The organism is Pseudomonas sp. H3_D04, assembly GCF_054669175.1.
Window position 1 is genome coordinate 3,853,391 of sequence record NZ_CP162801.1, and the last position, 12,933, is coordinate 3,866,323.

General features: G+C 59.6%; 12 protein-coding genes. 6 read left to right on the forward strand and 6 right to left on the reverse strand.

What is annotated here, in order from left to right; translation table 11 throughout:
• Nucleotides 1–98 precede the first annotated feature (98 nt).
• Both AB4N91_RS17670 and htpX read left to right on the forward strand, forming a co-directional pair.
• The gene (locus AB4N91_RS17670; protein ID WP_010461284.1) at nt 99–1,310 is read left to right on the forward strand and encodes a pyridoxal phosphate-dependent aminotransferase; all 1,212 of its coding nucleotides are present in this window, start codon (nt 99–101) and stop codon (nt 1,308–1,310) included.
• A gap of 316 nt (nt 1,311–1,626) precedes the next feature.
• Complete coding sequence (gene htpX, locus AB4N91_RS17675; protein ID WP_010461286.1) at nt 1,627–2,514, forward strand: protease HtpX; 888 nt, start codon at nt 1,627–1,629, stop codon at nt 2,512–2,514.
• A gap of 134 nt (nt 2,515–2,648) precedes the next feature.
• Here the strand turns inward: htpX and AB4N91_RS17680 are convergent, their stop codons facing one another.
• The gene (locus AB4N91_RS17680; protein ID WP_010461288.1) at nt 2,649–3,305 is read right to left on the reverse strand and encodes a thiopurine S-methyltransferase; all 657 of its coding nucleotides are present in this window, start codon (nt 3,303–3,305) and stop codon (nt 2,649–2,651) included.
• A gap of 103 nt (nt 3,306–3,408) precedes the next feature.
• Here AB4N91_RS17680 and AB4N91_RS17685 point away from each other — a divergent pair, with 103 nt between their 5' ends.
• Complete coding sequence (locus AB4N91_RS17685) at nt 3,409–4,176, forward strand: DODA-type extradiol aromatic ring-opening family dioxygenase (protein ID WP_077747916.1); 768 nt, start codon at nt 3,409–3,411, stop codon at nt 4,174–4,176.
• Nucleotides 4,177–4,363: 187 nt separating this feature from the next.
• Here the strand turns inward: AB4N91_RS17685 and AB4N91_RS17690 are convergent, their stop codons facing one another.
• Complete coding sequence (locus tag AB4N91_RS17690) at nt 4,364–6,037, reverse strand: DEAD/DEAH box helicase (RefSeq protein ID WP_008146183.1); 1,674 nt, start codon at nt 6,035–6,037, stop codon at nt 4,364–4,366.
• Nucleotides 6,038–6,471: 434 nt separating this feature from the next.
• On the opposite strand from AB4N91_RS17690, the gene AB4N91_RS17695 reads away from it, so the two are divergent.
• Nucleotides 6,472–7,263 carry a crotonase/enoyl-CoA hydratase family protein gene (locus tag AB4N91_RS17695; RefSeq protein WP_154913308.1) on the forward strand — a complete coding sequence of 264 codons (792 nt, stop codon included), beginning with the start codon at nt 6,472–6,474 and terminating at the stop codon, nt 7,261–7,263.
• Between the two features lie 138 nt (nt 7,264–7,401).
• Here the strand turns inward: AB4N91_RS17695 and AB4N91_RS17700 are convergent, their stop codons facing one another.
• Nucleotides 7,402–8,157: a spermidine synthase gene (locus AB4N91_RS17700; RefSeq protein WP_010461296.1), complete on the reverse strand. Its 756-nt coding sequence runs from the start codon at nt 8,155–8,157 to the stop codon at nt 7,402–7,404.
• A gap of 149 nt (nt 8,158–8,306) precedes the next feature.
• Between AB4N91_RS17700 and AB4N91_RS17705 the strand changes: the two genes are divergently transcribed.
• Entirely contained in the window at nt 8,307–9,653 is a 1,347-nt protein-coding gene (locus AB4N91_RS17705) for a class II 3-deoxy-7-phosphoheptulonate synthase (RefSeq protein ID WP_010461297.1), read from the forward strand.
• Nucleotides 9,654–9,743: 90 nt separating this feature from the next.
• Here AB4N91_RS17705 and AB4N91_RS17710 read toward each other — a convergent pair whose 3' ends face one another.
• On the reverse strand, nt 9,744–10,973 hold the full coding sequence (locus AB4N91_RS17710; protein WP_460111381.1) for a winged helix-turn-helix domain-containing protein: 1,230 nt from the start codon (nt 10,971–10,973) through the stop codon (nt 9,744–9,746).
• Between the two features lie 64 nt (nt 10,974–11,037).
• Nucleotides 11,038–11,253 (reverse strand): DUF1127 domain-containing protein, encoded by a 216-nt coding sequence (locus AB4N91_RS17715; protein ID WP_010461302.1) that lies wholly within the window; start codon nt 11,251–11,253, stop codon nt 11,038–11,040.
• Nucleotides 11,254–11,349: 96 nt separating this feature from the next.
• Between AB4N91_RS17715 and AB4N91_RS17720 the strand changes: the two genes are divergently transcribed.
• Nucleotides 11,350–12,204 (forward strand): LysR substrate-binding domain-containing protein, encoded by an 855-nt coding sequence (locus tag AB4N91_RS17720; protein WP_010461304.1) that lies wholly within the window; start codon nt 11,350–11,352, stop codon nt 12,202–12,204.
• Here the strand turns inward: AB4N91_RS17720 and AB4N91_RS17725 are convergent.
• A complete protein-coding gene (locus AB4N91_RS17725; RefSeq protein WP_042932884.1) occupies nt 12,194–12,928 on the reverse strand; it encodes a sulfite exporter TauE/SafE family protein in 735 nt (244 codons plus the stop codon). The two genes, AB4N91_RS17720 and AB4N91_RS17725, sit on opposite strands and share 11 nt — an antisense overlap.
• Nucleotides 12,929–12,933 lie beyond the last annotated feature (5 nt).

Genomic DNA, 12,933 nt, shown 5'->3' on the forward strand with positions numbered 1-12,933 from the left:
GCTGCATCTCAAGGCGTCAGGCCTGTGTGAATACGCAGGATTCCCAGTACGGTAGTTCATACGCCGCCTGGATCGTTCATTTTCGGGAACACATCGCCATGCAGGTCAGCAAATCGAACAAGCTCGCCAACGTCTGCTACGACATTCGCGGCCCAGTGCTCAAGCACGCCAAACGCCTGGAAGAGGAAGGTCATCGCATCCTCAAGCTGAACATCGGCAACCCGGCGCCCTTTGGTTTCGAAGCGCCGGACGAAATCCTCCAGGACGTGATCCGCAACCTGCCGACCGCTCAGGGTTACAGCGACTCCAAAGGCCTGTTCAGCGCGCGCAAGGCTGTCATGCAGTACTACCAGCAAAAGCAGGTGGAAGGTGTCGGCATTGAAGACATCTACCTGGGCAACGGCGTTTCCGAACTGATCGTGATGTCGTTGCAGGCATTGCTGAACAATGGCGACGAAGTGCTGGTGCCAGCGCCTGACTATCCGCTGTGGACGGCTGCTGTGAGCCTGTCCGGCGGCAACCCGGTGCATTACCTGTGCGACGAGCAGGCCAACTGGTGGCCGGACCTGGCCGACATCAAGGCCAAGATCACCCCGAACACCAAGGCCCTGGTGATCATCAACCCGAACAACCCGACCGGCGCCGTGTATTCGAAAGAAGTGCTGCTGGGCATGCTGGAACTGGCACGCCAGCATAATCTGGTGGTGTTCTCCGACGAGATCTACGACAAGATCCTGTACGACGATGCCGTGCACATCTGCACCGCCTCCCTGGCGCCGGACCTGCTGTGCCTGACCTTCAACGGTCTGTCCAAGTCTTATCGTGTGGCCGGTTTCCGTTCCGGCTGGATCGCCATTTCCGGTCCGAAGCACCACGCCCAGAGCTACATCGAAGGCATCGACATGCTGGCCAACATGCGCCTGTGTGCCAACGTGCCAAGTCAGCATGCGATCCAGACCGCTCTCGGCGGTTACCAGAGCATCAATGACCTGGTGTTGCCGCACGGTCGCTTGCTGGAACAGCGCAATCGCACCTGGGAACTGCTCAACGATATTCCGGGCGTGAGTTGCGTGAAGCCGATGGGGGCGTTGTATGCGTTCCCGCGGATCGATCCGAAAGTCTGCCCGATCCACAATGACGAGAAGTTCGTGCTCGACCTGCTGCTCTCCGAAAAACTGCTGGTGGTGCAAGGCACGGCCTTCAACTGGCCTTGGCCGGATCACTTCCGTGTCGTGACCTTGCCACGGGTGGATGAACTGGACATGGCCATTGGCCGGATCGGTAACTTCCTCAAATCCTACCGCCAGTAAACTGAACTTCACCGTGCGACACGTGCATCGGTCGCACGGTGATTAATTCAGCAACATATCTTTGCCCCCTGTCAGCCATCACTGCTCCTGTCGCTTACTGAAGCCACGTTTTGGGGCCGCGTCTAACAACGACGGGGCCTGAGAGGCGAATTGGCTGTCAAACACCTCCCGCATCGCCGTCGGAATTGCCCTGCAAGCAGCTAGACTGTTGCTGTAGGACACAGTTTGAAATAGTCACTCGGTTGAATAGCCCGGTGCAGCACCTTATATACCCCGCAGTACGCTACATCTTTAGCATGAGGAGATTTCTACAACCATGATGCGCATCCTGCTGTTTTTGGCCACTAACCTGGCGGTCGTGCTGATTGCCAGCATCACCCTGAGCCTTTTCGGCTTCAACGGGTTCATGGCGGCCAACGGGGTTGATCTCAACCTCAATCAGCTGCTGATTTTCTGTGCGGTCTTTGGTTTCGCCGGTTCCCTGTTCTCGCTGTTCATCTCCAAGTGGATGGCGAAGATGAGCACCAGCACCCAAATCATCAGCCAGCCGCGCACACGTCACGAGCAATGGCTGCTGCAAACCGTCGAGCAACTGTCCCGCGAAGCCGGGATCAAGATGCCCGAAGTCGGGATTTTCCCCGCCTACGAGGCCAACGCGTTCGCCACGGGCTGGAACAAGAACGACGCACTGGTCGCGGTCAGCCAGGGTCTGCTCGAGCGTTTCTCGCCGGATGAAGTGAAAGCGGTCCTGGCCCACGAGATCGGCCACGTAGCCAATGGTGACATGGTCACCCTGGCGTTGATCCAGGGCGTGGTGAACACCTTCGTGATGTTCTTCGCCCGGATCATCGGCAACTTTGTCGACAAGGTGATCTTCAAGAACGAAGAAGGCCAGGGCATCGCCTACTATATCGCGACGATCTTCGCCGAACTGGTCCTGGGCATTCTGGCCAGCTCCATCGTCATGTGGTTCTCGCGCAAACGTGAGTTCCGTGCCGACGAAGCCGGTGCACGTCTGGCCGGTACCAGCGCAATGATTGGTGCCTTGCAACGCCTTCGTGCCGAACAGGGCCTGCCGGTGCACATGCCGGATACGCTGAATGCCTTTGGCATCAACGGCGGCATCAAACAAGGGTTCGCTCGTATGTTCATGAGCCACCCGCCGCTGGAAGAGCGTATTGACGCGTTGCGTCGTCGGGGCTGATAGCCCTCGCACTACGCGTTAAAAGAAAAGGCCCGCAGTGAATGCGGGCCTTTTTTTGTCTGCTGATTTTTGCGCTGTTCATTCGGGCCCCATCGCGAGCAAGCTCGCGATGGTCCAGTGAAGCCACTACAAATCTACCGGCTGGAAACCCGATAAACCCGCTCTTCAAGCCGAGTAACGCCACTTTCGATAAACTTCCAGCTCTCGCCCAATACGTCCTGGTCTTCCAGAATCTTCAGCTCCCAGGTTGCCCCGAACAACCGTTGCACTTCGTCATCGGGCACGGCAAACGGTGGGCCTTCCTTCTGTGCCTGGTCGTAATCCAGAGTAATCAAAAGCCCGAGCGAATCCTTCGGCAGAATCCGCTTCAAATGCTCGGCGTATTGCTCACGCATCGGCGGCGGCAACGCGATCAATGCCGCGCGGTCGTACAGCGCGCTGCAATCGGCGACATCGCCGGCCGTCAACGCGAAGAAGTCGCCGCACCAGACCTCGATCGAACCCGCCCGATAGACCGTGAAAGGCCCCTGGTCGCTGACGTCCGGATCAAATTGATGCTCGTGGAAGAAGTCTTCCACCGCCTTTTCCGACAATTCGATGCCCAACACCTCGTGACCGCATTTCGCCAGCCAGAGCAGATCCAGGCTTTTCCCACATAGCGGCACCAGGACGCGCGCGCCCTCCTCCCGGCCCAGCTGCGGCCAGTAACGTTGCAGATATGGATTCACTTCCGGCAGGTGAAAGCCGATCTGATTCGACGTCCACCGCTTGTGCCAAAACTCCGGCTGCATAATTAATCCCGAAAATTCGATCAAAAGACCCTAAAACTTATATTAGATTTAGATCAATGATCTGACTGAAGATGCTGCCATCTTACCCCTCAGGAGCTCTTTCATGTTCCCCAGCCTGTACATATCCCATGGCTCGCCCATGTTGGCACTGGAACCGGGTGCCAGCGGGCCCGCCCTCGCTCGCCTGGCCGCCGAAATGCCGAAACCGGAAGCCATCGTGATCGTCTCTGCGCACTGGGAAAGTAACGACTTGCTGGTCAGTGGCAATCCCCGGCCTGAAACCTGGCACGATTTCGGCGGCTTCCCGAAAGCACTGTTCGAAGTGCAATACCCGGCGCCCGGCAATCCTCAACTGGCTGGCGAGGTGGTCGAGTTACTGCAGGCCGACAACCTGCCGGCACGGATCGATACCAAACGCCCCTTCGACCACGGCGTCTGGGTGCCTTTGTCGTTGATGTATCCGCAGGCCGACATCCCGGTGGTGCAAGTCTCGCTGCCCACCCGTGGCGGCCCTGCCCTGCAAACCCGGGTCGGCCATGCCTTGGCCAGCCTGCGCGAACACGGCGTGTTGTTGATCGGCTCCGGCAGCATCACCCATAACCTGCGTGAACTGGACTGGCACGCCGGCCCGGAAAGTGTCGAACCGTGGGCCCGGACGTTCCGTGACTGGATGATTGAAAAACTCGCTGCCAACGATGAAGCCGCACTGCACGATTATCGTCAGCAGGCGCCAAACGCAGTGCGCAATCATCCCAGCGATGAGCATTTGCTGCCGTTGTACTTTGCTCGCGGGGCTGGGGGTGAGTTCAGCGTTGCCCATCAAGGGTTCACCATGGGTGCGCTGGGGATGGACATCTACCGTTTTGACTGACAGGTAGACCGAGGCGTCCCCTTCGCGATCGGGCTCGCTCCTACAGGGGATCACAATCCAATGTGGGAGCGAGCCTGCTCGCGATTGGGGCAACTCGATGCCCAGTCCAGGCACAAACAGCAGGCCAAAAAAAATCCCCGAACCAGTCGGGGATTTTTTATGTTCGATCAATCAGCCCGAGAGCGGATCAATCTTCGCGATAGCGACGCAGCTTCAACTGCTTACCGGCAACGCGAGTGTCCTTCAGCTTGGTCAGCAGACGCTCCAGACCATCTTCCGGCAGCTCGACGAGGCTGAAGCTGTCACGCACCTGGATGCGACCGATTGCTTCGCGAGCCAGGCCACCCTCGTTGAGGATAGCGCCCAGCAGGTTCTTGGCAGCGATGCCATCGCGCGCACCCAGCGCGGTACGGCAACGAGCACGACCTTCGGCCAACGGAACCGGAGCACGACGCTCACGATCACCACGGTCCGGACGATCACCGGTGCGCTCTGGACGATCGCCACGCGGTGCGTTGTTCGGCACCAGTGGACGTTCTTTCTCGATCGCGGCCAGGGTCAGCGCCTGAGCGTTGGTTGCCTTGCGCAGCAGAGCAGCGGCCAGTGCACGCGGGGTGCAACCGATGTCGGCAGTCAGGCGATCCAGCAGATCACCGTGGGTCGATTCAGCATCAGCTACCAGTGGCGACAGGCTGTTGGTCAGTTTCTTGATGCGGGCATCGAGAACGGCCTGAGCATCCGGCAGGCGGACTTCGGCAACTTTCTGACCGGTTACACGCTCGATCACTTGCAGCATGCGGCGCTCACGCGGAGTCACCAGCAACAGTGCACGACCTTCGCGACCGGCACGGCCAGTACGGCCGATACGGTGAACGTAGGACTCTGGATCGTACGGCATGTCAACGTTGAATACGTGAGTGATGCGCGGAACGTCCAGGCCACGAGCAGCAACGTCGGTCGCCACAACGATGTCCAGACGGCCATCCTTGAGGGATTCGATCACGCGCTCACGTTGGTTCTGAGCAATGTCACCGTTCAGCGCAGCGGCTTTGTAGCCTTTGGCTTCCAGGGCACTGGCCAGGTCCAGGGTCGCTTGCTTGGTGCGCACGAACATGATCAGGGCGTCGAAGTCTTCCACTTCCAGCAGGCTCAATACAGCCGAGGTCTTCTGGTCAGCGTGAACCAACAGGTGAGCCTGTTCGATCGCGGTAACGGTCTGAGTCTTGGTCTGGATCTTCACGTGTTGCGGATCGCGCAGATGGCGTTCGGCAATGGCACGGATCGACTGCGGCAGGGTGGCCGAGAACAACACGGTCTGACGGGTTGGCGGCAGAGCCTTGAAGATAACTTCGAGGTCGTCCATGAAACCCAGTTTGAGCATTTCGTCCGCTTCGTCCAGAACCAGGTGGTTCACGGTCGACAGGACTTTTTCGTCACGACGCAGGTGGTCGCACAGACGGCCCGGCGTGGCGACAACGATCTGTGCGCCATTACGGATTGCTTTCAGTTGTGGGCCCATCGGGGCGCCGCCGTAAACGGCCACAACGGTAACGCCCGGCATTTGCTTGGCGTAGGTTTCGAAAGCGGTTGCTACTTGCAGCGCCAACTCACGGGTTGGCGCCAGGATCAGGGCTTGCGGCTCGCGCTTAGCAGGATCGATGCGGTGCAGGATCGGCAGGGCGAACGCGGCGGTTTTACCCGTACCGGTTTGCGCCTGACCAATCATGTCGTGACCGGCCATGATGATCGGGATCGATTGCTGCTGAATAGCCGAAGGCTCTTCGTAGCCAGTCGCGATGACGGCTGCAAGAATGTTCGGATTAAGATTAAAAGCGGCGAAGCCGCCGGTTTCCTGGGTCATGGGTCTGCCTCTAAGTGCATCCGCAAAGACCCATGCTCCAAAGCTGCGCATGCCGTGTAAGACTCAAGAGTCGCCCTGGCTGCTTTGTCGGCGGGGATTTGCGAAAACGAATGAATGAAAAAGATTCGTCAAGGGAGAGTCCGCTGTGCGGACGTGCAGCCGAAGCTGACTTCGGGAAATTGCGCTACCTAAACGCGGCCCGGTTAAAGGCCGGCGCGCACTATACCGGAAATCGCCCAAAAAGGGAGCATTATTTGTCGGAAAACTGACGTATACACCGTTATGTCACACGCTTTGCAGATAATCGTGCAACGGTCTATTTTTCAAAGGCCCGGCCCTGCTGGCGATGGCGCTAAAACGGTTCATCCTTGTGACGCAGACCAGCGGTTTTGACCTGCGGCCTGGCACACCCTTCCCGCCCGAGGAAATACTCCATGAATCAGCCCGACTCCAGTCGTGTCACCCGTGAAAAACACGGCCATGTCCTGATGATCGGCCTGGATCGGGTGGCCAAGCGCAATGCCTTCGACCTCGATCTGCTCAACGCACTGAGCCTGGCTTACGGCGAGTTCGAGGCCGACAGCGAAGCGCGGGTGGCGGTGGTGTTCGCTCATGGCGAGCACTTCACCGCCGGGCTCGACCTGATCAATGCCAGTGCGGCCCTCGCAGAGGGCTGGCAGGCACCGCCCGGCGGTTGCGATCCGTGGGGCGTGTTTGCCGGGCCCCGAGTGAGCAAACCGGTGATTGTCGCCGCGCAAGGCTACTGCCTGACCATTGGCATCGAGCTGATGCTGGCCGCCGACATCAACCTCTGCGCCAGCAACACCCGTTTTGCCCAGAAGGAAGTGCAGCGCGGGATCTTCCCCTTCGGCGGTGCCACGTTGCGCCTGCATCAAGTCGCCGGCTGGGGCAATGCCATGCGCTGGCTGCTGACTGGCGATGAATTTGATGCGCATGAAGCGTTGCACCTGGGGTTGGTGCAGGAAGTCATGGCCAGCGAGGATCTGCTGCCACGGGCCATTGAATTGGCTGAGCGGATCGCCCGGCAGGCGCCGTTGGGGGTTCAGGCGACGTTGATGTCTGCCCGGCAGGCGCGATACGAAGGGGAAACTGCGGCGGCGCAGGCATTGCCGCCGCTGGTGAAGAAGTTGCTGGCGAGTGAGGATGCCCGGGAAGGTGTGCGGTCGATGATCGAAAAGCGGCCGGGGGTCTTCAAGGGCTGCTGACAGATTTGCTTTTGTGGCGAGGGGGCTTACTCCCGCTGGGCTGCGAAGCGGCCCCAAAATCTTCGCAATCAATGCAAATCTTGTGAGTGCTGCGCACTCAAGCGGGAGCAAGCTCCCTCGCCACAAGGCCTCATTGCATCAAGTCGCCGGGCGAATCGCCTTGATCAACGACTGCAACGAATACCCCAACCGCGGCGCCAGCCCTTCGGCCCGGGCAAGCAGTCCATTCATGTCCAGTTCCTGATCCAGCTCCGAAGGCACGATCAGAATCACATTGCCCTCCTTCACCGGCAGCTCCCAGTAATGCCGGTGATAGAGCCCGCGCAACAATGCAGCACCCAAGGGTTTGCCGTCGTCGGTGGCCCATTGATTGATCACCAGCCAGCCGCCCGGATTCAAGCGTTTCTGACAGTTTTCCAGGAAGCTCCAGGCCAGATGCCCGACACCGGGACCGACATCGGTATAAAGGTCGACGAAGATCAAGTCCGCCGGTTCAGCGGTATCGAGCAACTCCAGCGCATCGCCGACGCGGATGTACAAACGCGGATCATCATCGAGTCCCAGGTATTCGATGGCCAGACGCGGTACGTCGGGGCGCAACTCGATGGCTTCGACATCTTCAAGGGGCAGAAACTTGAGGCACGCCTGGGTCAGCGTGCCGGCGCCGAGGCCAAGAAACAGCGCGCTTTCCGGCTGTTCGTGGCACAGCGCGCCAATCAGCATCGCCCGGGTGTAATCGTACTCGAGCCAGCTCGGGTCAGCCGTGAACACGCAGCTCTGCTCGATGGCATCACCGAACTCGAGAAATCGGTAATCGGCCACCTCCAGCACGCGAATCACGCCGAACTCATCCTGTACCTCGGCGAGCAAATGCTCGACGCGCTCCTCAGTCATTTCGTCTCCTGATCGTCGCCTGGCCCGGCAACGCGATAATCCGCAACATGAAGCGGCAAAGGCGCGATTGTCCGCGAAGCAACCGGAACAGGTCACGCACTAATTTGCTGATAACATGAACGTCCGAGCGTTAAACAACCGAGACCGTGATGAGCCAACCCTGGAGCCCTGACAGCTGGCGTGCCCTGCCGATCCAGCAACAACCCCTTTACCCCGACGCCGCGCATTTGCGTCAAGTCGAGCAGACCCTGGCCAGCTACCCGCCGCTGGTGTTTGCCGGTGAAGCCCGGGAGTTGCGCCGTCAGTTCGCTGAAGTCACCCAGGGCCGCGCGTTTCTGTTGCAGGGTGGCGATTGCGCCGAAAGCTTCGCCGAGTTCTCGGCCGCAAAAATTCGCGACACCTTTAAAGTCCTGCTGCAGATGGCGATTGTCATGACCTTCGCCGCGGGTTGCCCGGTGGTCAAGGTCGGGCGCATGGCCGGCCAGTTCGCCAAGCCTCGCTCGGCCAACGATGAAACCATCGACGGTGTAACCCTCCCCGCCTACCGTGGCGACATCGTCAACGGCATCGGTTTCGATGAAAAAAGCCGCGTGCCGGACCCGGAGCGCTTGCTCCAGTCCTACCACCAGTCCACCGCAACCCTGAACCTGCTGCGCGCTTTCGCCCAAGGCGGTTTTGCCGACCTGCATCAGGTGCACAAATGGAACTTGGACTTCATCGCCAACTCGGCGCTGGCTGAAAAATACAGCCACTTGGCCGATCGCATCGATGAAACCCTGGCCTTCATGCGCGCTTGCGGCATGGACAGTTCGCCACAACTGCGCGAAACCAGTTTCTTCACGGCCCACGAAGCGCTGCTGCTGAATTACGAAGAAGCCTTCGTGCGCCGCGACAGCCTGACCAACGATTACTACGATTGCTCAGCGCACATGCTGTGGATCGGTGACCGCACCCGTCAACTCGACGGCGCCCACGTCGAATTCCTGCGTGGCGTGAATAATCCGATCGGGGTAAAGGTCGGCCCGAGCATGAACCCCGAAGACCTGATTCGCCTGATCGACGTGCTGAATCCGGACAACGACCCAGGCCGCTTGAATTTGATCGCCCGCATGGGCGCGAACAAGGTTGGCGATCACTTGCCGGCGTTGATCCGCGCGGTGCAGCGTGAAGGCAAGCAGGTGCTCTGGAGCTCGGACCCGATGCACGGCAACACCATCAAGGCCAGCAGCGGTTACAAGACCCGCGACTTTGCGCAGATCCTCGGTGAGGTGAAGCAATTCTTCCAGGTTCATGAAGCGGAAGGCAGTTACGCCGGCGGTATCCATATCGAGATGACCGGGCAGAACGTGACCGAGTGCATTGGTGGTGCCCGACCAATCACTGAAGACGGGTTGTCGGACCGTTACCACACCCATTGCGATCCGCGGATGAATGCCGATCAGTCGCTGGAATTGGCGTTCCTGATTGCCGAGACGCTGAAGCAAGTTCGGCGCTGAATCGCGTCGCGCCATTCGCGGGCAACGGCCTCGCGCCTACAGGATTGCGTTGAATCAGTAGGAGCGAGGCTTGCCCGCGAAGGCGCCCGCTCAGCCAACCTGAATCTGTGCCAACGCCACCCGCAAGCGCGCCGCACTCGCCCGCGGGCAATTGAGCTGAACCTGCTCAAGCCCCAGCCAATCCGCCATTTGCCGCAGATTGACGGCCAACGCCAACATCCCTGCCTCGTCCAGCCCTGGCTCCTCTTCATGCACGGCATGCACCGCCAGCCGGCCCAACGCTCGTTCGGCACGCAGATCAACCCGCGCGGCAATCCGCTCATTGTGCAAAAACGGCAGTACGTAATAGCCGTAGACCCGTTTGTCCTGGGGCGTGTAAATCTCCAGTCGATAACGGAAATCGAACAACCGCTCGGTGCGGCTGCGCTCCCAGATCAACGAGTCAAAAGGCGATAGCAAGGCACTGGACTCGACCTTGCGCGGCACTTTCGGCTCGGGCAAGCAGTAGGCCGGTTGACGCCAGCCCTGAACCTCGCAGGCCAGTAATTCACCCATCTCTATCAGTTCAGCCAGACGCGGCCGGCTGTCTGCCGGGTTCAGGCGAAAATAATCGCGCAGGTCCTTTTCCGTGCCGACACCTAATGCCGTCGCCGCATGCAGCAACAGCCCGCGCTGGGCCTCGGCCTCACTGAGCAAAGGCTGTTGCAGAACCGCTGAAGGAATCACCCGCTCCGGCAAATCATACAACCGCTCGAATCCGCGGCGACCGGCGACCGTGACTTCACCAGCGGCGAACAGCCATTCCAGCGCATGTTTTTCAGCGCTCCAGTCCCACCATGGCCCGGCCCGCTCCTGACGGGTCGACAGACTTCCAGCCCCCAGAGCGCCAAGTGCCTGCACCGAGGCCAGCACTCGGCGAATCGTGTCCTGCTGCTCGCGACCGAAACGCGCCAGTTGCTGGTAGATGTCTTCGCCACGTGTTGCACGCTGCATGCGCCAGCGCATCAAGGGGTACATCGACATAGGCAGCAACGAAGCTTCATGGCCCCAATACTCGAATAACGTGCGACGTCGGCCCTGACTCCAGGCAGCCTGATCGAGCAAATCGGGGGAGTAATTTCCGAGGCGGGAAAACAAGGGAAGGTAGTGCGAGCGCACCAACGCATTGACCGAATCGATCTGCAGAATGCCCAGCCGTTCGATCAGCCGGTTGAGCTGAACCGGTTTGATCGCCGCTGGCGGTTGCCGCCCGTTGAACCCTTGGGCGGCCAGCGCCAGACGTCGAGCCTGTTTGTTGGAAAAGGACAGCGTTGCGGGCATGAATACCTCCGTGTCTGCTCGCAACCTACCTCACCAGAGAGGGGTTTGTGTAGCGATGGCCTCATCATTTATGCATCGGATCATCCCAGAACGGCCTGACCGATTCATGTTCGACATCGGCACGACTCACGCCAATGTCCTTCAGTGCTTCGTCGCTCAAACTTGCCAGCAGCTCACGTTCACGGTGAAGTTCGTACCAGCGACTAAACTTGTGCAGCAGATCGGATACCGCGTGGATTGAGAATTTTTCTTCCGTTACATGCTCGTTATGACCTTTCATCTTGTTGCCCTCCTTTAGGGATGGCTCAAGTCTCGCCTCAGCGCTAAGATCAATCCAACGAATGTTTCTGATGGTAACCATCTCGGAGATTGATGGATGTCGGCGTACCCAAGTATCGATACTGACGTGCTACGCACCTTTGTCGCCATTGCCGACCAGGGTGGTTTTACCCGTGCCGGAGAAATGGTCAACCGCACGCAGTCAGCGGTGAGCATGCAGATGAAGCGTCTGGAAGAAGACGTGTTGCAGCGCCAGCTGTTCGAACGTGATGGACGCCAGGTCAAGTTGACCGCCGAGGGCCAGGTATTGCTGGGTTACGCGCGGCGCATCCTCAAACTCCACAGCGAAGTTTTCAACACCCTGCGCGAGCCGCACATGGTCGGCACCGTGCGCATCGGCACGCCCGACGATTACGTCATGCGTTTCCTGCCGGGGATCCTGTCGCGTTTCGCCAAGTTTTACCCGTTGATCCAGATCGAGGTTCACTGCGAATCAACCAAACAACTGTTGCAACGCCAGGACCTGGACTTGTCCATCGTCACCCGCGAGCCCGGTACTGAAATCGGCCAGTTGCTGCGCAAGGAGCGTTTCGTCTGGGCCGAAGCACAATGCTTCAACGCCCACGAGCAGACGCCATTGCCCCTGGCGATGTTCAACAGTGATTGTTTCTGCAGGCTGTGGGCGTGTAATGCGCTGGACGCCATGGGGCGCGATTACCGCATCGCCTACAACAGTTCGAGCCTGTCGGCGTTAATGGCTGTGGTCAGTGCGGGCCTCGCGGTAACTGCGCAACTGGAAAGCCTGATCACGCCGGACATGCGCATCCTGGGGGAAGCCGAAGACCTGCCGCTGTTGCCGGAAGCCTGCATCATGCTGGTGCGCAATCTGCACAACCCGTCCCCGATCACCGAGTGCCTGGCCGAGCACATCGTCGAAGGCTTCAAACTTTAAACGCGAGCATCACCGCGCACAGCACCAGGAACCCGCAGAACAACCCGCGCAATAGCCGCTCCGGCATGGCGTGGGCGATCTTCACGCCCCAGCTGATGCTCATCAACCCGCCGACAGCCAACGGCAACCCGATCATCCAGTCCACTTGGTGATGCACGGCGTAAGTCACCAGTGTGACGCCGGTGCTGGGCAGAGCCAGGGCCAGCGACAAGCCTTGGGCCACCACCTGAGAGGTGCCGAACAGGCTGGTCAGCACCGGCGTCGCCACCACCGCACCGCCAACCCCGAACAACCCGCCCATGGTGCCGGATGCCGCGCCCAGCACGCCCAACCATGGCCAGGAATAACGCATTTGTGCAGAGGCCGGTGCGTTGGCGGTGAACATGCGCACCAGGTTGTAGGTCGACAGGGCAATCAGAAATGCAACAAACCCCACGCGCATGGTTTGCGCGTCAATGCCTACCGCCCAAATCGACCCGATCCAGGCGAAGCAAAAGCCCATTGCGGCCAATGGCAGTGCATGGCGCATTTCGATGCGGTTGCGCTGGTGATAGCGCCACAACGCCAGCATCACGTTGGGCACCACCATGACCAACGCCGTGCCCTGGGCAATTTGCTGATCGAGACCGAACAGCACGCCTAGTAGCGGAATCGCGATCAAACCACCGCCAATGCCGAATAGCCCACCGAGAGTTCCCAGGGCGGCGCCGAAGACCAGATACATCACAA

Excerpts from the sequence above, each read along its gene's own strand:
- AB4N91_RS17670 (WP_010461284.1), top strand. The coding sequence starts at position 99 with ATGCAGGTCAGCAAATCGAACAAGCTCGCCAACGTCTGCTACGACATT.
- htpX (WP_010461286.1), top strand. The coding sequence starts at position 1,627 with ATGATGCGCATCCTGCTGTTTTTGGCCACTAACCTGGCGGTCGTGCTG.
- AB4N91_RS17680 (WP_010461288.1), bottom strand. The coding sequence starts at position 3,305 with ATGCAGCCGGAGTTTTGGCACAAGCGGTGGACGTCGAATCAGATCGGC.
- AB4N91_RS17685 (WP_077747916.1), top strand. The coding sequence starts at position 3,409 with ATGTTCCCCAGCCTGTACATATCCCATGGCTCGCCCATGTTGGCACTG.
- AB4N91_RS17690 (WP_008146183.1), bottom strand. The coding sequence starts at position 6,037 with ATGACCCAGGAAACCGGCGGCTTCGCCGCTTTTAATCTTAATCCGAAC.
- AB4N91_RS17695 (WP_154913308.1), top strand. The coding sequence starts at position 6,472 with ATGAATCAGCCCGACTCCAGTCGTGTCACCCGTGAAAAACACGGCCAT.
- AB4N91_RS17700 (WP_010461296.1), bottom strand. The coding sequence starts at position 8,157 with ATGACTGAGGAGCGCGTCGAGCATTTGCTCGCCGAGGTACAGGATGAG.
- AB4N91_RS17705 (WP_010461297.1), top strand. The coding sequence starts at position 8,307 with ATGAGCCAACCCTGGAGCCCTGACAGCTGGCGTGCCCTGCCGATCCAG.
- AB4N91_RS17710 (WP_460111381.1), bottom strand. The coding sequence starts at position 10,973 with ATGCCCGCAACGCTGTCCTTTTCCAACAAACAGGCTCGACGTCTGGCG.
- AB4N91_RS17715 (WP_010461302.1), bottom strand. The coding sequence starts at position 11,253 with ATGAAAGGTCATAACGAGCATGTAACGGAAGAAAAATTCTCAATCCAC.
- AB4N91_RS17720 (WP_010461304.1), top strand. The coding sequence starts at position 11,350 with ATGTCGGCGTACCCAAGTATCGATACTGACGTGCTACGCACCTTTGTC.
- AB4N91_RS17725 (WP_042932884.1), bottom strand. The coding sequence starts at position 12,928 with ATGTATCTGGTCTTCGGCGCCGCCCTGGGAACTCTCGGTGGGCTATTC.